This window comes from Bacillus sp. K7, assembly GCF_053903245.1.
This window is the reverse complement of the sequence record NZ_CP096406.1, coordinates 3,541,898-3,559,600: the sequence shown is the minus strand read 5'-3', so window position 1 is coordinate 3,559,600 and position 17,703 is coordinate 3,541,898. Positions and strand designations below refer to the sequence as shown.

Below are 17,703 nucleotides of genomic sequence, written 5' to 3'. Positions count from 1 at the left end.
GATGGCAGCTCTCTTCCGGAGGGCTGCTTTTTTTGCGCCTTCGTATAGCCTTCTTTACCAAGACTGATGATATGAGTACAATAAAGAAAACGAATCATAACGATGTATTTCATTAATGACAGGGGTGGGGTTTTTGTATTACGACGTGCTGAAAACATTTATAGCGGTAGTAGAAGAAAAAAACTTCACAAAAGCGGCGGAAAAGCTGATGATCTCCCAGCCCAGCGTCAGCCTGCATATCAAAAATCTTGAGAAAGAATTTCAAACAGCCCTCCTGAACCGATCGCCAAAACACTTTACGACAACGCCGACAGGGGACATTTTGTATCAAAGAGCAAAGCAAATGGTATTTCTCTACGAGCAAGCAAAGGCTGAAATCTATGCGCATCATCACTATGTGAAAGGCGAATTGAAAATAGCTGCCAGCTTTACGATCGGAGAGTATATTCTTCCGCCGCTATTGGCCCAGCTGCAAAAGCTGTATCCAGAGCTGAACCTCGATGTCATGATTGGCAATACAGAGGAGGTTAGTGAACGTGTGCGGATGCTTCAGGCCGATATCGGGCTGATAGAAGGACATACAAATGAGAATGAACTTGAAATTGAGCCGTTCATGGAGGATGAAATGTGCATTGCCGCGCCGAATCAGCACCCGCTGGCGGGACGGAGTGATATATCAATCAGCGATTTGCAAAACGAAGCGTGGGTGACAAGAGAGAAAGGCTCCGGAACGAGAGAATTTCTCGACCATGTCCTCAGCTCAAACGGACTGCGGCCAAAGTCGATGTTCACCATCAGCAGCAATCAAGGGGTAAAAGAAGCGGTGATCAGTGGCATGGGACTGTCGGTTTTATCCAGAAGCGTGCTGCACAAGGATTTGATCCATCGAGAAATTTCCATTCTCCAGATAAAAGATTTCTCGTTGAAGCGCAAGCTGTCTTACATTCATTCACCTCTTATGGAGAATACAAAAAACAAAGAAATTTTCATTACAATGCTGAAAAGCAATTATCAATCACAGCGGCTGAAATGATATAATAGTTTTCGTTCATAAGCCTAACATGAAAGGGTTTTACATAGATGGCAAACCAACCGATTGATTTACTGATGCAGCCGACATGGAGAGTCATTGACCAATCCAGTCTCGGCCCTTTATTTGACGCGAAGCAATCCTTCGCAATGGACGATACGCTGTGCATGTCCGTCGGAAAAGGCGTGTCGCCGGCGACAGCGCGCTCCTGGGTGCACCACAATACAATTGTCCTTGGAATACAGGATACGCGCCTCCCGTTTTTGCAGGACGGTATCTCTTTCTTGGAGAACGAAGGATACCGTGTGATTGTACGCAATTCCGGCGGCCTTGCCGTCGTTTTGGATGAAGGCGTTTTAAATATCTCGCTCATATTCGAGGATGAAAAGAAAGGCATCGATATAGACAAAGGATACGAAGCGATGGTTGAGCTGATGAGACGGATGCTAAGCCCATACAACGCAAAGATCGAAGCCTATGAAATTGAAGGCTCGTATTGTCCGGGCAGCTATGACCTCAGCATCAATGGCAAAAAGTTCGCCGGCATCTCTCAAAGACGCGTTCGCGGCGGAGTCGCAGTTCAAATTTATCTATGCGCGGACAAAAGCGGCAGTGAAAGAGCCGATTTGATCAGACGGTTCTACGAAGCGGCGCTAAAGGACAGACAAAACGATAAAAAAGGCGTCTATCCCGAGATCCGTCCGGAAACGATGGCGTCCCTAAGCGAGCTATTGCAAACAGACATCTCCGTACAAGACTTAATGTTCGCTTTACTGATAGAATTAAAAGCGTTAAGCACCCATCTATACTCAGCCGGGCTGTCCATCGATGAGGAAATGGCATTTGAGAAAAACCTCGTCCGAATGGCTGAACGGAATGCAAAGGTATTTGGGTGAACGTTCTTCGCATGCCAGCCGTATCCGGCGGGCATGCATTTTTTATTTCAAGCGGCATGTTATCTCCAATCATCTTGTTTTCAGATAAATCCTTCTTACATGCGGATAACCATGACAAAAAGAAAAACGGTAAAATGAAATCAGCATCCATATACAAAGGGGAGAGGCAGATGAAAGGGAATGTTTACAGCCTGTTTGTGCTGATCGCGGCTTTTTTCTGGGGAACCACGGGAACCGTTCAGGCAATGGCTCCAGAAAACTCCACACCGCTGGCATTTGGAGCGTTCAGATTATTAATAGGAGGAAGCGCCATGCTGCTAGCGGTTTGGATGAGCCGTGAGCTTGACGTGAAAAATTGGTCATGGCCGCTCGTGTTATCGGCAGCAGTTTGTATGGCGTGTTACCAGCCGCTGTTTTTCACAGCTGTTAAAGAAACCGGAATTGCGGTAGGGACTGTGATTGCGATCGGAAGTGCGCCTATTATTGCCGGGAGCATGGAGTGGGCTGTCTTGAAAAAACGCCCGCAAAACTCGTGGTGGATCGCGACTGTATTGGCTTTAGCCGGTTGCTGGCTCCTGTTTTCCGACGGTTCGAATGTCCGGATTGATGTGGCTGGCGTGCTTATGGCGCTTGGAGCTGGTGCTTCTTTTGCTGGTTATACGCTCATCAGTAAAGCGATGATGAAAACCCAGCCTCCACGAGCAACCTCCGCCGTTGTCTTTATGATCAGCGCCATCCTGCTGACGCCGCTTTTATGGCAATCAGATATCTCGTGGATATTGACACCGAGAGGATTCGGAACGAGCCTTTATATCGGCCTAATCGCAACATGCGCCGCATACTTTTTGTTTGCGAAAGGGCTTACCGGGGTTCCGGCCTCGGCGGCGGTCACGCTTTCTTTAGCTGAACCGCTGACGGCCTCATTGCTGGGCGTATTTTTCATAGGGGAAATGCTTTCACTTTCCTCGTGGTTCGGCATTGCGCTGATGATGCTGGGGCTTCTGGTCATTTCCGCTGCGCCGCGTAAACAAAAAACGGCCGAGGCAGCTCACTTGTCTTAATAGATTCACATAAGCTTGGCCTCATTTTACAAGAATAGAGTAAACTGCTGCAAAATGATAAAAACCTCTTTTCTCAATGGAAAAGGGGATTTTGCGCATGCCGAAAATCCCAAAACAGCTGCTGGTTTTGGGATTTCTCTAACTTATTCTGCCATTTTTTCTAAATTGCCGTTTCGGTCCATTTTGAAGGACGGAGAGGCATGTTCATCTTCTTCAAATAAAACTAGCTTTCTGGCTCTATTCATAATTTTCACTAAGGTTTCGTAATCTTCTTGGATTGTTTTTTGGTCTTTTTCCAGCTTTTGAACTTCTGCCTCAAGCTGTTCCGTTTTGCTTTGCAATTCTTGATTTTCTTTCTTTAAACGTTCGTTTTCCATCCTTAATGCCGATGATTGCTCGTTATTTCCTTCATAATTCTGCAGGAAGCGGATCACATCATCCATCGTCATCTCAGGCGCGGCTGAAGGCGTTTGAGGAGACAATAAGTGTGATAGACTAGCTAACTCTTCCTTAAAGCTTTCGTCTACAAAAGGCATGTGTTCGCCTGACAGTAAAGGCTGCTGCTCATTTTCGGCTGTCGGAGTTTCAGCTTTCGCTTGTTCCTCCAGCACTGCAGTTTCTTGAATTGTTTCAGGATCAACCGCAGGTGGCTGATATAATAGTCTTTTCTTTGCGGGCTGCCCGTTTCCGAGCGCTCTCATTCGCTGTTTTCGCTGTTTTTTCGCAAGCTGAAGCGCTTTTTCATATTGATGGCGGACGACCGCGTTCCATCTGAATCCGCAGGCTGCGGATGTCCGGTTTAATTGATCTCCGACTTCTTCAAAGGCGTTCAGCTGAGTGCTGCCCTCCCTCACATGCCGGAGCACTGTTTCGGCTAAAAGCAGATCATTTTCTTCTGACCAAGCGTCTTGTCGCTGTTTTGTCATTTATCTCAACTCCCATTTTTCGTTTCATGGTATTAGAGTGTCCAATTTGGAAAATATTTATACAAGTTGGCTGAAAGAATAGGAGATACGAAGGATGGAGCGGCTTGCAGGAACAGTCGAATCCTTGTAAAATGAAGAGCGATGTGATTTTTTTGAAAAGCGATTTTAAGTTTATTCACATAGATGAACATAGAAATGAAGGGAAGCGTACGTCATGGCTAATGAATTTCGAGTGTGTGATGATTGCCAAGCCACTAATATCAAAACATTGCTGCCGCGTTTAAAAGAAGTGGACCCGGATGCAAAGGTTGAGGTAGGGTGCCAATCTTATTGCGGGCCCGGACGGAAAAAATCATTTGCTTTTGTGAACAATCGCCCGCTGTCAGCTCCGACAGAGGATGAGCTGATTGATAAAGTAAAAAAGAAAATAAAAAAGTAAAAACATATTTTTTCATAGCCTCGGCCTCAGGTCAGGCTTTTTTGCTTCGCAGAATGTGTGTTTTGTGAAGGTGGAACAAATCGCCGGGTAAATTCAAGGATGTTTTCAAAGAATAGAGTCGATATAATAGAAACACGGCTAAAAAAAAGAGGGAATGACGATGGCGTATCCAAATGGAAAATTATCAGAAGAAAAAGTGTTTAAAGATCCGGTGCACCGCTATGTTCATGTTCGGGACAAGCTGATATGGGATTTGATCGGTACCCGTGAATTTCAGCGTCTCCGCAGAATTAAGCAGCTCGGCACGACGTATTTGACGTTCCACGGCGCTGAGCACAGCCGGTTTAACCATTCTCTCGGTGTCTATGAAATTGTCAGGAGAATGGTTGATGATGTCTTTAAAGGCCGTCCTGAATGGGATGACAGTGAGCGCGAACTCTGTTTGGCCGCGGCGCTGCTTCATGATCTCGGGCACGGACCGTTCTCACATTCATTTGAAAAAGTTTTTCACCTTGACCACGAAGATTTTACAAGGGAAATCATTTTGGGGGACACAGAGGTCAATCAGGTGCTCAGAAAGGTGAGCCCGCGTTTCCCGCAGGATGTTGCTGAAGTCATAGCCAAAACATATAAAAACAAGCAAGTGGTCAGCCTGATTTCGAGTCAAATTGACGCGGACCGCATGGATTACCTGCAGCGCGACGCTTATTATACAGGCGTCAGTTACGGCCATTTTGATATGGAGCGGATTCTTCGCGTGATGCGCCCGCGCGAGGATCAGATCGTCATTAAAGAAAGCGGGATGCACGCTGTCGAAGACTATATCATGAGCCGCTACCAAATGTACTGGCAGGTATATTTCCATCCAGTGACAAGAAGCGCGGAGGTTATACTAACGAAGATTCTTCACAGAGCGAAGCAGCTTCATGATGAAGGCTATGTCTTCACTCACGCTCCGGTTCATTTCTATTCTATTTTTGAAGGGAAATTGATACTGGAGGATTATGTGAAGCTGGATGAATCTATTATTTTGTATTACTTCCAGGCCTGGGAGGATGAAGAGGACGCGATTTTATCCGATTTGTGCCGCAGATTCATTAACCGCCAGCTGTTCCAATACGTTGAATTCAATCCGAATGAAGAAATGTCGGCTTATTTTGAGCTGACTTCATTGTTCAAAGAGGCGGGAATCGATCCGAGCTATTATTTGGTCGTTGATTCTTCTTCTGATCTGCCATACGATTTTTACCGTCCGGGAGAGGAAGAGGAGCGTCTGCCGATCCATCTCTTGACGCAAAACGGCCAAATTAAAGAACTGTCCAGACAGTCGGCTATTGTGGAATCCATCTCCGGGAAACGGCGGACGGACCACAAGCTGTACTATCCGAAGGACTTGATTTGTGACGGCTCTGAATACCCGGAAGCGAAAATGAAAATCCGGCAGCTGCTGGGACTGACATAGAAATTGGAAAGAAGGAAAAAGGAGATGTCGGGAATTTGTTGAAAGAACATGCAAAACTGATGAAGGTGTTCTCGGATTCTGGAGAAATCATCGGGCGGAAGAAGCTGCAGAAAATGATTTATATCGCCAAGAAAATGCAGTTTCCTTTCTATGAGAAATATGATTTTCACTTTTATGGACCGTATTCAGAAGAACTGACGCTCCAGATTGAAGAGCTGTGCAACCTTGGATTTCTGGATGAGGTGAAGGAAAAAAAGGGCGGCTACTTTCAATACCGTTATTCACTGACTGAGACAGGCTCCGCATTTTTAGACCATGCAGATCTGGATATGCCAGACATTAAGGGCTATATCGACAGTGTGAACAGCCGTTCATCGCGGTTTTTAGAGCTGGTTTCCACGATCCTTTACTTTGACGGGCTTGAGGCCGAGGAAAAGAAAGAAAAAGTCTTTACAATCAAAAGCAAGCAAAAATATACGAATGAAGAATATGACGAAGCGCTTCAATACATAGAGGAATTGAAGCAGATTTGTTAACCATACAGAGCATCTTTTGCTTTTTTTAACAAAAAAGATTGCTGTTTTAAAAAATCTATTGTAAAATATATGAAATCATTTAACAATCAGTAATGTATACAGGCACTGATAAGGACATGAGATGCTTTTTACGGTTTCCAGAGAGGGAAGAACAGCTGAGATCTTCCTAACGCAGGGAAAGCAGCTTACCGCCTTTGAGCCGTATCGGGGAACTAAAGTATCCGATACCGTCATGCTGCGTTACAGCACCTTAAAGCCGATACACCATGTGTGTGATCGGGAATTTGGGTGGAACCACGGATCATAAACACATTCGTCCCTTGTAGAGGGATGGATGTGTTTTTTTATGAGTTGAATACATGCGAAGAAAAGGATACGAATGATATTTACGGTTTTCAGAGAGGGAAGGAAAGGTGAGAGCTTCCCAGCTTAGGAATATCGTTTACCGCCTTGGAGCAGCATTGGGGAACTGAAGTATCCAATGCCGTCTATGCTGCGTTACAGCACCGAGCCGATAAATATAACGTTTGTCGGGAATTTGGGTGGAACCACGGATCATAAACACATTCGTCCCTTGTATAGGGATGGATGTGTTTTTTTATGAATTGAATACATGCGAAGAAAAGGACACGAATGGTCGTTACGGTTTTCAGAGAGGGAAGGAAAGGTGAGAGCTTCCCAGCTTAGGATGATCATTTACCGCCTTGGAGCAGCATTGGGGAACTGAAGTATCCAATGCCGTCTATGCTGCGTTACAGCACCAAGCCGACAACATAGCGTTTGTCGGGAATTTGGGTGGAACCACGGGTGAATCACACACTCGTCCCTTTCAGCGGGACGGGTGTGTTTTTTTATATACAACAATAATGAAGGAGTGTTTAAAAAATGAATAAACATGTACACATTGAGCTTCCCGACGGACAGGTCAAGGAATACCCGAAAGGCATTGCAGTCAAAGATGTAGCGGGTTTTATCAGCTCCAGCCTGCAAAAGAAGGCGGCTGCGGGGCAGGTCAACGGCAAGCTCGTTGATCTCAGTTTTAAGCTGGAGGAGGATGCCAAGCTTTCGATTATCACCCTTGATTCACAAGAAGGCTTGCAGGTATTCCGCCACACATCAGCGCACATATTGGCTCAAGCTGTGAAACGCCTGTATGGAGAAGTGTCATTGGGAATAGGTCCAGTGATTGAAGACGGCTTCTACTATGACATGAAGCTGGAGCACAGTTTGACATCAGGAGACTTAGAAGCCATCGAAAAAGAAATGAAGAACATTATAAATGAGAACCATGAGATCAAACGAATTGAGGTTTGTTACGAAGAGGCAGAAGAGCTGTTTGCCAAAAAAGGCGAGCCGTTTAAACTGGAGATTTTGAAGGATATTCCGCGAGGAGCGGATATCACGCTGTACCAGCAGGGAGAATTTGTTGACCTGTGCCGCGGGCCGCACCTTCCTTCTACAGGAATGATCAAGGCGTTCAAACTGACAAGAGTATCCGGCGCTTATTGGCGCGGAGACAGCGAAAATGAAGTCCTGCAACGGGTGTACGGGGTTGCGTTTCCCAAGAAAAAAGAGCTCGATGCGCATCTGCGTATGCTGGAAGAAGCGGCAAAACGAGACCACCGCAAGCTAGGCAAACAACTAGGGCTGTTTATGTTTTCTGAAGAAGCGCCGGGCATGCCGTTTTATTTGCCGAAAGGGCAGGTTGTCCGAAATGAGCTGGAACGCTTCTCGCGTGAGCTGCAAACAAAGGCCGGCTATGATGAGGTGCGTACGCCGTTTATGATGAATCAGCGGTTATGGGAGCAGTCTGGCCACTGGGATCATTATCGCGACAATATGTATTTTTCAGAAGTGGATGAGACAAAATTCGCCATGAAGCCGATGAATTGTCCCGGCCATATGCTCATCTTTAAAAACAGCCTTTATTCTTATCGGGATCTGCCGATTCGCATGGCGGAATTCGGCCAGGTGCATCGCCATGAATACAGCGGTGCTTTAAATGGAATGCTTCGCGTTCGGACATTCTGCCAGGATGACGCGCATATCTTCGTTCGTGAGGATCAAATTGAGAGCGAGATCAAAGAAGCGATTGGGCTGATTGACGAGGTATATCGCACTTTTGGTTTTGAGTATTCGGTTGAGCTTTCGACTCGCCCGGAGGATTCTTTAGGCGATGACAGCCTTTGGGAATCATCGGAACGCGCCTTAGCACACGTCCTTGAGGAGCTTGGCCTCCCTTATGAAATCAACGAAGGTGACGGGGCGTTTTACGGGCCGAAAATCGATTTTCACATCAAAGATGCCCTGAAACGAAGCCACCAATGCGCGACCATTCAGCTTGATTTTCAAATGCCGGAAAAATTTGATTTAACATATATCAATGAACACAATGAAAAGGTTCGGCCCGTCGTCATACACAGAGCGGTATTCGGCTCGATCGACCGTTTCTTCGGCATTTTGATCGAGCATTTCGGCGGGGCTTTCCCAGTCTGGCTCGCACCGGTCCAGGCACAGATCATACCGGTTTCGCACGTTCACTTGGACTATTGCAGAAAGGTGCAGGCAGAGCTGAAGCAGCTGGGAATACGAGCCGGCATTGATGAGCGCAATGAGAAACTTGGATACAAAATCAGAGAGTCCCAGATGCAGAAAATCCCGTACGTGCTTGTGCTTGGAGATCATGAAGAGCAGCAAGATGCGGTAAACGTCCGCCAATTCGGGCATCAGGAGAGTGAACACGCCCCTTTTCAGACATTTAAAGATAAGCTTGTCAAACAGGTGAAAAATCGAGGCATGTAGGAGAAAAGCTGCGGATTCTCATTTTGCTTTTTTGACTTTCCCTATTCGGAATCAGTAAAATAATAAGTAAATCAAATCGTTCGTATGTTTTGAATGCATCTCGAAATGGGGAAATTGACATGGACCATGACAAACTGGAAGCAAATTTGCTGGATCACGCACTTACAAAATACTTGAAAACCACCAAGCAATTAGATGAAGCGACCGTTCCGAAACACGTAAATAATGTAAGAGGATTTATTCTGCGGATCATATACAGACATGGGAGCTGCACCATAAAGGATATACTAAAGGAAGTCACATTGTCTCCTTCTGCCACAACCACCGCTCTCAATCATTTAGAGCAGGAGGGGTTTATTGAGCGATCGAGAAATAACAATGACCGCCGCACTGTATGGATTACGCTTTCTGATTTGGGCCGGGGAGCGGCTCAGCAAATGATCGAAAACCGCCAGCAGCTGATTGACGGGATGTTTGAACGTTTAACAGCCGAAGAGAAACAGTCGTTATTATCAATTATTGAGAAGCTGACCCAATAGGGATAGAAAAAGCCGGTGTACGAAACGCCGGCTTTATAGAGACTATTCCATATCGCTCAGGCGTTTGCCTGCGACGGCATAATGGTCTTTTCTCATTTCTTCTATAAATACAACAATTTTTTCTTCAGAAGCACCGGTTGTTTCCTTTACGGCTTCTGTTACTTTCTCGACAAGGTTGCGTTTTTGCTCGTCTGTACGGCCTTCGAGCATTTTGACGGTTACGTATGGCATGGGTGCTGAATCCTCCTTTATCTCGTTTCCTCTCTTTAGAAAAAGAGGCTTCTTATAGTATACTGAATAAAGTAAATTCTTGCATTTTTAGAAAGAGGGATATCTCACTTGGACCGTTTTTTTTATTATCCGTTATCTTTAATGCCATACCTCGTCATTACGTTAATTGTGTCGTTTACGATACACGAGCTTGCCCATGCTTATGTCGCATACAAATTCGGTGATGATACGGCGAAAAGACAAGGAAGGCTGACGCTGAATCCTATTAAACACCTTGATCCGTTCGGAACCATTTTGATTCTGGTGGCCGGCTTCGGATGGGCGCGCCCTATTCCCGTCAATCGCCGCTTCTTTAAGAAACCTCGGCTTGCCGGCGTGCTCGTATCAATCGCCGGACCCGTCAGTAACCTGATTCTTGCGTTTATCGGTTTCTTTTTGTTAGTGTTGATGCATGCATACGGAATGGAGCAGCTTGCGGCATTCAGCACTGGACTTGATCAGTTCTTTTCGATTTGGATTCAGCTGAATCTTGTTTTGTTTTTATTCAATCTGCTGCCGCTGCCGCCGCTCGATGGCTATCGAATCATTGAAGATCTCGTTCCGCCGGGGGTGCGTGCCAAGATGACGCAGGCGGAGAGCTACGGCTTTATTGTCTTTTTGGTTCTGTTTGTGACACCGCTCGGGTCTTACGTGCTTTGGCCGATGCTAAATGCCGGAAGAGATCAGATTTTACAGCTGTTTTCAGCGATATTTCAACCGCTTTTGTAGGAGGTAGAACTCATGGAAGAAAAAAAGAAAAAATCAATCGGGTTTAATATTATCAAAAGTGATCCGACAGACGGACACGGCGGTTTCGGCGTAGGAGCGCTCAGCCTCGATAACATTTCCCCCGTATTCGTCGATGTAGAGGAAAAAGAAGCGTTCGTTGATATCGGCGCCATGCACGCCCGCAGCACCGTTGAAAAAGGAATTAAATTTCTGCCGAACAAAGAAGAAGTTCCGAACGGCAAACCATACTGGCTTGTCTGGGTGACGATTGACAGAAGAGAAGAGGGGCCTTATTACGCTGGTGTGACAGCCTGTGAACTGACGGTTGACAGAAGCATCAGAAGAGGCTACAAATCGCTGCCTGAGCATGTGAATCTGATGGATAAATCCATGAAACGGAACATTATCATTGATAAAATGGACGACAGCTCGAAGCGTGTGCTCGGCGAGTTTCTGAAAAATCATGATCAGGGACTATGGGATCGGTCACCAGATGAATTAAAAAAAGGCCTTTTTCCGGAAGATAATTAGTTTGTGAACGTTCTGTGAACTTTTAGAAAATTTGTACTATTTTTCGTAAACATTGAGTAAACTGGTGATACAGAAATAGGACATGGAAAATCCCGAGCCGAACCAAGACTCGGGGTTTTTCATTTTTTAGGGGGATAGGATGTACGAAACCATTCGAATCGGTGATTGGGTATTAAAGCCGATATGGAAGAAACGAGAAAACAACACTTTATCCCCGAAGGATTCCCGATACCGATTGTTCAGCTCGATTGCATCCAAGGATTATGAAGGAACCATACGAATAACCCGGCCTCCGAGAAGCCGGGTTATTTTCAATGATTCCGCCCCAGCCATTTGTCCCACCATTTTTTCGGGGAAACGGGGCTTTCTTTGACTGGAAGCCGGTCTTTTGTTGGTTTTGCGGGTTCAGCGCCATAGCACACGTTCGACGGTTCAGTGCCTTTCACAAAATACGTGTAGTGCTTGGCTGCGCAGCCGGGGCCGGATGTGTAGCCCGTTGCCGGATCAATGTATACGCCGGTTACGCCTTTTGGCGGTTTGAATGCTGTTTCTGGTTCTCCTTTGAGCGCATCCTCCATAAAGTCCGCCCAAATCGTTTTGGCATAGCTTTTCTCTTCGACCGAGTCGATGGTGCTATTTTTGTCATAGCCCGTCCACACGCCTGCGGCCAGATTCGGATTGAAGCCGATCATCCAGCTGTCTGCGCTGGTGGTGCCTGATTTTCCCGCATACGTTCTTGTCAGGCGGTTGGCGATCGTCCGTCCGGTTACCGATGTATAGCCGTTTAAATCTGTATCAAACATGCCTGTCATCATATTCGCCGTAACAAAGGCGGCTTTTTCATCAAGCACCTGTTTATGCTGATTCGGATTTTCATACAGCACATGCCCCGCCGCGTCTGTGACCCTAGAAATAAAAGCCGGTTCGATTTTCTTCCCGCCATTGGCGAGCATGGCGTAGGCATTGACCATCTCAATCGGGCGAACGGGTTCGGTGCCGAGTGCCAGAGACGGCAGTTTTTGAAAATGGGCAGTGATGCCGAACTCTTTTGCCGCCTGTACGAGCTTGTTCATGCCGAGAAATAGATGTGTTTTCACAGCGTAAATGTTGTCGGAAAGCGCCAGCGCCTGCAGAAGCGTAATGGGCTTGTTGGCGTAGTATCCGTTATAGTTGCTTGGAGAATACGTTTCTCCCTTCGCGTCAATTTGAAACTCGGTTTCTTCGCTTTTCATCAAGGTGACAGGCGTAAATCCGCTCTGAATCGCTTTGTAGTATAGCAACGGCTTGATTGTCGAAGCAGGCTGGCGTTTCGCCTGTGTCGCCCGGTCAAATGGGCTTTTTTGATAATCTCTGCCGCCGACTAGAGCGAGAACGTTTCCGGTGCGGGGATCAATGGCTGAAAATCCGACTTGAATATCTGAGCCGGCGTTAACCGTTTCGGTAATGGTCTCCTCGGCGATGCGCTGCATCCGTTTATCTACCGTTGTATAGACATTTAACCCGCTCGTTTCAATTTGGGCCCGCGTCATGCCGAGCTTCTTCTCCAGCTCTCTCATCGCATTGTCATAGAAATAAGGGGCTTTTCTCTTGGAAACTTGTTTATTCAAAGGCTGATAGGAAAGAGGTTCCCGTATCAGTTCATCCGCTTTTTTCTGGCTGATCATCCGTTGCTTTTCCATCATCCGCACAATCGTTTTCTGGCGATCCTTGGCCTTCGTTTCATTGACATACGGCGAATAGCCGGAAGGGCCTTTCGGGATTCCCGCCAAAAGCGCCGCCTCCGCATCGGTCAGGTTTTTCGCATGCTTGCCGAAATACAGGCGGGAAGCTGCTTCAATGCCGTAGGCGCCGTGGCCGTAGTAAATCGTATTTAAATAGCCTTCTACTATCTCGTCCTTAGAATAGTTTTGTTCCAGACGGATCGTATAAAACGCCTCATTCCATTTCCGTTTCCACGTTTTATCGTGTTCAAGGTATAAGTTTCTCGCATATTGCTGGGTGATGGTGCTTGCGCCCTGAACCTTGGCAAATGCTTTCAGATCAGCAAGCGCCGCACCGGCCATGCGTTTATAGTCAAAACCGTGATGATCGTAGAAATTCTGGTCTTCAACCGCCACTGTCGCTTTTACAATTGTCGGATTCATGTCCTTTAAGGGGACCCAATAGCGCTTTTCACCGTAATTCGTTTCCCCGAGCTTTGAGCCGTCACTCGCATACAAAATCGTGGATTGCGGCACTTGCACGGAGGGAGCGCCTTGGTATTTGGCTATCAGAATGACAGTCATAAATACAGCAGCTGCCGCTAAGACCGCAAGAGCCCCTAAAAAGATACAGGCGCGAACGGTTTTCAGCGTCAGTTTCAGCCGTTTATTTGTCATTGCATCCACAACGGGTTCCCCCTTTTTTTATGTTTCTACTATTATGAGGAAAAAAGACCGTTTTTAAACATCGCAGAAGAGGACGCATCTTTACTTTTTCCCCGCCATCCTCTATACTTTTTCCTTAGGTGAAAAAGAGATTTCAACCGAGAATAAAAGCTGATAAGACGCTTACAATAAATGAATACAGCCTTGAAAGGGAGATGACAATTGAGCGAACTTTGGTACACAGAGAAGCAGACGAAAAACTTTGGCATTACGATGAAGGTCAACAAAACATTACATACAGAACAAACGGAATTTCAGCATCTAGAAATGGTGGAAACAGAAGAGTTCGGCAACATGCTGTTTTTGGACGGAATGGTGATGACATCTGAAAAAGACGAATTCGTTTATCATGAAATGGTGGCGCATGTCCCATTATTTACGCACCCAAATCCGGAGCACGTTCTTGTTGTCGGCGGCGGTGACGGCGGCGTCATTAGAGAAATCCTCAAGCATCCGAGTGTGAAAAAAGCGACACTCGTTGATATTGACGGCAAGGTCATCGAATACTCTAAAAAATTCCTTCCATCTATTGCAGGAAAACTGGATGATCCGCGCGTTGACGTGCAGGTGGATGACGGATTTATGCACATTGCAAAATCTGAAAATCAATATGACGTGATTATGGTAGATTCAACTGAACCTGTCGGACCGGCTGTAAACCTGTTTACAAAAGGATTCTACGCGGGAATCGCGAAGGCGCTGAAAGAAGACGGGATTTTCGTCGCGCAGACGGACAACCCATGGTTTACGCCGGAATTAATCACAAATGTACAGCGCGACGTGAAGGAAATCTTCCCGATCACGAAGCTGTATACAGCGAACATTCCGACATACCCAAGCGGTTTGTGGACATTTACAATCGGCTCGAAAAAATATGATCCGCTTGCAGTGGAAGACAGCCGTTTCTTCGATATTGAAACAAAATATTACACAAAAGATATTCATAAAGCGGCGTTTGTTCTGCCGAAATTTGTGAGTGACCTGATTAAATAATGTTGGCAATGGCGCAGGAGCGAATCTTGCGCTTTTTTACAGGAAAGCGAGGGTATTATAGATGAGATTTGATGAAGCTTATTCAGGAAAAGTATTTATTGCGAGCCGTCCAGAGTGGGAAGGGGCGGACGCCATCCTTTACGGCATGCCGATGGACTGGACGGTCAGCTATCGCCCGGGCTCACGCTTTGGCCCGAGCAGAATCCGCGAGGTGTCAATCGGCCTTGAAGAATACAGCCCGTATTTAGATCGTGATCTGGCCGATCTCAATTTCTTTGACGCCGGCGACATTCCGCTGCCGTTCGGAAATCCGCAGCGAAGCCTTGATATGATCGAGGAATATGTGGACAGCATTTTAGAAAAAGGGAAATTCCCAATGGGCATGGGCGGGGAGCACCTCGTGTCATGGCCTGTCATAAAAGCAATGCACAAGAAATATCCAGACCTTGCGATTATCCATTTTGACGCACATACGGATCTTCGCGTTGATTATGAGGGAGAACCGCTTTCTCACTCCACGCCGATCCGCAAAGCGGCAGAATTGATCGGACCGAAAAATGTATATTCATTCGGAATCCGTTCCGGCATGAAAGAAGAGTTTGAATGGGCGAAAGAAAACGGCATGCACATCTCAAAATTTGAAGTGCTAGAACCGTTGAAGAAAGTGCTTCCGAAGCTAGCGGGCCGTCCGGTGTACGTCACAATCGACATTGACGTATTAGACCCTGCACACGCACCGGGAACAGGAACGGTTGACGCCGGCGGCATCACGTCTAAAGAACTGCTTGCATCCGTCCATGAAATCGCGCGTTCAGAGGTAAACGTGAAGGGCGCTGACTTAGTGGAAGTCGCACCGGTTTATGACCACTCAGAGCAAACGGCAAACACAGCCAGCAAAATCATCCGTGAGATGCTGCTTGGGTTTGTGAAATAAGGAAGTAGGCCCGTGTTGAATGGTATAAGCCTTTCAGTACGGGCTTGTTTTATTTTTTCTAATCTTAATAATTGCTTAAATTAGAATGAACTAGAGAAAGAAGTGATTTTGCATTAATATGATTCCAATGTAAATTATTGAAGTGGTGTTGGCAATCATGAAAATTAAATTGAAAGATATTGAATTCTATATAATTTGACTGTTCAGAGGAGAAGGAAGAGAATATAAAAATACAATTCAGGAAATATGACTTGATTTCCTGAATTGTAATAAAATATTAATTAAGTGGGAATTTATATGTTATTCTTTTATTTGATTTATTTATCAAGGAATAATAAACACATAATTTAGAGGTTGTGGGATCAAAATTTTTATAATTAAAGTTTACGTCTTTGCCTTTTGTCATCTTCAATCCGACATAGCCTCTTACAGTTTTTCCAGCAGGAATTGAAGTATTGAATTGATACTTTTCTGGAAGATCTAAATTATACGCCATTAAATTATAATAGTGATCAAAGCCACCAAAAAAAAGATATTTCATTCCATCAGGTGAGAGCTGTTCCAGCGTTATTTCGTGCTTGGACGTGTTTGTTATATCCAGCGGCAAAATGTATAATAATCTTTTCATATTAAGGTCCTCATCCATAAATTCAATTGGTTTTAATGGTTGGAGAACATGATAAGTAATCCCGGCACCTGTATCGATCATACGATTTTTCGGAAGGTTTGTGATATGAGGAGAGTAATTATCATTATGGTTATTCAGTTTATAATAACGAAAACTACTACCAGCTACTATAATTAAAAAAATGGTTATTAACAATATTACTCGTTTATTCATTATCCTCACCCAGTCTACCGTTGCTTATGTGTATAACTCTGTCTACAATATTGTTTTCAGTCAGAGTTTCATCATGACTCGCAACGACTATTGTAGTTCCCTTTTCTTTTTCTTTTTTCAATAAATCAGTGATTAGCTGAATTCCTTTTTTGTCCAGTGCGTTAGTCGGTTCATCTAAAAGCAGCAGTGACGGAGACTCCATTAGGGCTTGTGCTAGGCCTAAACGTTGCTTCATTCCTAAGGAATAACGTTTTACCTTACGTTTGTCTTCAGGATCTAATCCTACTTGCTCAATCATTTTTCGTATCTCTTGGTCTGAAACTTTCTTATTAATTGAAGCTAAGAATTTCAAGTTTTGATAACCGGTGTAGACAGGTATAAAACTGGGGTATTCAATTAATATCCCTGTATTTCTAGAAAAATCTGTATCTTTTCCTATAACGAGATTGTTGACAGTAATTTGCCCTTTGGTTAATTTTAAAAGCCCTGCGATTGCTCTTAAAATCATTGTTTTTCCAGAGCCGTTATGTCCTTTTAATACTATAAACTCATTTTTTTTGATAGTTAAATTAATATCATTAAGTACGAAATTTCCTTTTAACTTCTTATATACATTTGTACATTCTATAAATGTAGTCATAATTAATCTCCTAAAATGTCTAATTTTTTTATGCGAGTCATTCCTACAAAACAGCATAATATGCAAAATAAAGTAATTATACCAATAAATATTGGGAAATGAATAGCAGAGCCATAAGAATACATCATATTTATTGATGAATGATCGGCGAAATACCATCTGCCTGGTATGGCTAACGAAGTAAAAAAAAGTTTTGAATGAACAAATATGGATATGATGAGATACACAATTGAAATAACTAATGAAATAATATACGAAAAGAAATACGTTAATGTTTCAAAAAATAAAGTATAAACAGTTGTCACTAAATATTGAATTAACATTAAAGAAAGAACAGGTTTGATTTCTCCAATTGTAATTGTGCCTTTGAATATTAGAAAAAAAATGAAATAGAATGAAAACCAGACAGCCCAGATTATCAAGCAAAAAATCCATAAGGAAAACAGTTTGCTTAACCAAAAAGCTAATTTATTGTTTAATTTAGGTATTAATAAAGTTCCTGATTTTTGAAAGTCATTATATGAAAAATGGCCAATAATAAGCAAAGGGAATATCTGAAGGCAAATCCACGTAAAAGGAATTGAAAATTTATGTTGTGAATAAAGCTCATGTAATTCAAAAAAGTTTAGTGAATGAAAGACATTCATA

17 protein-coding genes and 3 other annotated features are annotated in these 17,703 nt (G+C 44.5%); of the genes, 12 read left to right on the top strand and 5 right to left on the bottom strand.

Annotation, left to right across the window (positions count from 1 at the left end):
• Positions 1-133: 133 nt before the first annotated feature.
• From cysL to M1D98_RS18190, 3 genes are all read left to right on the top strand, one after another.
• On the top strand, positions 134-1,033 hold the full coding sequence (cysL, locus tag M1D98_RS18200) for a cysJI operon transcriptional regulator CysL (RefSeq protein ID WP_129551007.1): 900 nt from the start codon (positions 134-136) through the stop codon (positions 1,031-1,033).
• Positions 1,034-1,080: 47 nt separating this feature from the next.
• Entirely contained in the window at positions 1,081-1,926 is an 846-nt protein-coding gene (gene ywfL / locus M1D98_RS18195; RefSeq protein ID WP_435576328.1) for an octanoyl-[GcvH]:protein N-octanoyltransferase, read from the top strand.
• Positions 1,927-2,096: 170 nt separating this feature from the next.
• Positions 2,097-2,987: a carboxylate/amino acid/amine transporter gene (locus M1D98_RS18190; protein ID WP_026014462.1), complete on the top strand. Its 891-nt coding sequence runs from the start codon at positions 2,097-2,099 to the stop codon at positions 2,985-2,987.
• A gap of 143 nt (positions 2,988-3,130) precedes the next feature.
• Here M1D98_RS18190 and M1D98_RS18185 read toward each other — a convergent pair whose 3' ends face one another.
• Positions 3,131-3,913, bottom strand: coding sequence for an RsfA family transcriptional regulator (locus M1D98_RS18185; protein WP_121643512.1), 783 nt, complete (start codon positions 3,911-3,913; stop codon positions 3,131-3,133).
• Positions 3,914-4,127: 214 nt separating this feature from the next.
• Here M1D98_RS18185 and M1D98_RS18180 point away from each other — a divergent pair, with 214 nt between their 5' ends.
• From M1D98_RS18180 to M1D98_RS18160, 5 genes are all read left to right on the top strand, one after another.
• The gene (locus M1D98_RS18180) at positions 4,128-4,352 is read left to right on the top strand and encodes a DUF1450 domain-containing protein (protein ID WP_003222050.1); all 225 of its coding nucleotides are present in this window, start codon (positions 4,128-4,130) and stop codon (positions 4,350-4,352) included.
• A 160-nt stretch (positions 4,353-4,512) separates the two neighbouring features.
• Entirely contained in the window at positions 4,513-5,814 is a 1,302-nt protein-coding gene (locus M1D98_RS18175) for an HD domain-containing protein (protein ID WP_010328986.1), read from the top strand.
• Positions 5,815-5,849: 35 nt separating this feature from the next.
• On the top strand, positions 5,850-6,350 hold the full coding sequence (locus M1D98_RS18170) for a YwgA family protein (RefSeq protein WP_010328985.1): 501 nt from the start codon (positions 5,850-5,852) through the stop codon (positions 6,348-6,350).
• Between the two features lie 96 nt (positions 6,351-6,446).
• Positions 6,447-6,674: a binding site (T-box leader), on the top strand.
• Between the two features lie 31 nt (positions 6,675-6,705).
• Positions 6,706-6,928, top strand: a binding site (T-box leader).
• 31 nt (positions 6,929-6,959) lie between these two features.
• Positions 6,960-7,181, top strand: a binding site (T-box leader).
• A 54-nt stretch (positions 7,182-7,235) separates the two neighbouring features.
• Positions 7,236-9,152, top strand: a complete 1,917-nt coding sequence (thrS, locus tag M1D98_RS18165; RefSeq protein ID WP_121643511.1) for a threonine--tRNA ligase — start codon at positions 7,236-7,238, stop codon at positions 9,150-9,152.
• Positions 9,153-9,271: 119 nt separating this feature from the next.
• Positions 9,272-9,691 carry a MarR family transcriptional regulator gene (locus M1D98_RS18160; RefSeq protein WP_010328983.1) on the top strand — a complete coding sequence of 140 codons (420 nt, stop codon included), beginning with the start codon at positions 9,272-9,274 and terminating at the stop codon, positions 9,689-9,691.
• A gap of 42 nt (positions 9,692-9,733) precedes the next feature.
• Here the strand turns inward: M1D98_RS18160 and M1D98_RS18155 are convergent, their stop codons facing one another.
• Complete coding sequence (locus M1D98_RS18155; protein ID WP_003222038.1) at positions 9,734-9,922, bottom strand: 2-hydroxymuconate tautomerase; 189 nt, start codon at positions 9,920-9,922, stop codon at positions 9,734-9,736.
• A 108-nt stretch (positions 9,923-10,030) separates the two neighbouring features.
• On the opposite strand from M1D98_RS18155, the gene M1D98_RS18150 reads away from it, so the two are divergent.
• Together M1D98_RS18150 and M1D98_RS18145 are read left to right on the top strand one after the other, a co-directional pair.
• Entirely contained in the window at positions 10,031-10,690 is a 660-nt protein-coding gene (locus tag M1D98_RS18150) for a site-2 protease family protein (protein WP_121643510.1), read from the top strand.
• Positions 10,691-10,702: 12 nt separating this feature from the next.
• Entirely contained in the window at positions 10,703-11,221 is a 519-nt protein-coding gene (locus M1D98_RS18145; protein ID WP_010328981.1) for a YwhD family protein, read from the top strand.
• A gap of 311 nt (positions 11,222-11,532) precedes the next feature.
• Here the strand turns inward: M1D98_RS18145 and M1D98_RS18140 are convergent, their stop codons facing one another.
• Complete coding sequence (locus M1D98_RS18140; RefSeq protein WP_435576324.1) at positions 11,533-13,608, bottom strand: PBP1A family penicillin-binding protein; 2,076 nt, start codon at positions 13,606-13,608, stop codon at positions 11,533-11,535.
• A 201-nt stretch (positions 13,609-13,809) separates the two neighbouring features.
• Here M1D98_RS18140 and speE point away from each other — a divergent pair, with 201 nt between their 5' ends.
• Positions 13,810-14,640, top strand: coding sequence for a spermidine synthase (speE, locus tag M1D98_RS18135; protein ID WP_003227543.1), 831 nt, complete (start codon positions 13,810-13,812; stop codon positions 14,638-14,640).
• A gap of 61 nt (positions 14,641-14,701) precedes the next feature.
• The gene (gene speB / locus M1D98_RS18130; protein WP_456279814.1) at positions 14,702-15,574 is read left to right on the top strand and encodes an agmatinase; all 873 of its coding nucleotides are present in this window, start codon (positions 14,702-14,704) and stop codon (positions 15,572-15,574) included.
• 277 nt (positions 15,575-15,851) lie between these two features.
• On the opposite strand, the gene M1D98_RS18125 is transcribed toward speB, so the two are convergent.
• Together M1D98_RS18125 and M1D98_RS18120 are read right to left on the bottom strand one after the other, a co-directional pair.
• On the bottom strand, positions 15,852-16,415 hold the full coding sequence (locus M1D98_RS18125) for a hypothetical protein (protein ID WP_121643507.1): 564 nt from the start codon (positions 16,413-16,415) through the stop codon (positions 15,852-15,854).
• The gene (locus tag M1D98_RS18120) at positions 16,408-17,055 is read right to left on the bottom strand and encodes an ABC transporter ATP-binding protein (protein ID WP_010328977.1); all 648 of its coding nucleotides are present in this window, start codon (positions 17,053-17,055) and stop codon (positions 16,408-16,410) included. The genes M1D98_RS18125 and M1D98_RS18120 overlap by 8 nt, the downstream gene beginning before the upstream one ends.
• Between the last annotated feature and the right edge of the window lie 648 nt (positions 17,056-17,703).

Coding starts and splice junctions, on each gene's coding strand:
- ywfL (WP_435576328.1), top strand. CDS start 1,081: ATGGCAAACCAACCGATTGATTTACTGATGCAGCCGACATGGAGAGTC.
- M1D98_RS18190 (WP_026014462.1), top strand. CDS start 2,097: ATGAAAGGGAATGTTTACAGCCTGTTTGTGCTGATCGCGGCTTTTTTC.
- M1D98_RS18185 (WP_121643512.1), bottom strand. CDS start 3,913: ATGACAAAACAGCGACAAGACGCTTGGTCAGAAGAAAATGATCTGCTT.
- M1D98_RS18180 (WP_003222050.1), top strand. CDS start 4,128: ATGGCTAATGAATTTCGAGTGTGTGATGATTGCCAAGCCACTAATATC.
- M1D98_RS18175 (WP_010328986.1), top strand. CDS start 4,513: ATGGCGTATCCAAATGGAAAATTATCAGAAGAAAAAGTGTTTAAAGAT.
- thrS (WP_121643511.1), top strand. CDS start 7,236: ATGAATAAACATGTACACATTGAGCTTCCCGACGGACAGGTCAAGGAA.
- M1D98_RS18160 (WP_010328983.1), top strand. CDS start 9,272: ATGGACCATGACAAACTGGAAGCAAATTTGCTGGATCACGCACTTACA.
- M1D98_RS18155 (WP_003222038.1), bottom strand. CDS start 9,922: ATGCCATACGTAACCGTCAAAATGCTCGAAGGCCGTACAGACGAGCAA.
- M1D98_RS18145 (WP_010328981.1), top strand. CDS start 10,703: ATGGAAGAAAAAAAGAAAAAATCAATCGGGTTTAATATTATCAAAAGT.
- speB (WP_456279814.1), top strand. CDS start 14,702: ATGAGATTTGATGAAGCTTATTCAGGAAAAGTATTTATTGCGAGCCGT.
- M1D98_RS18125 (WP_121643507.1), bottom strand. CDS start 16,415: ATGAATAAACGAGTAATATTGTTAATAACCATTTTTTTAATTATAGTA.
- M1D98_RS18120 (WP_010328977.1), bottom strand. CDS start 17,055: ATGACTACATTTATAGAATGTACAAATGTATATAAGAAGTTAAAAGGA.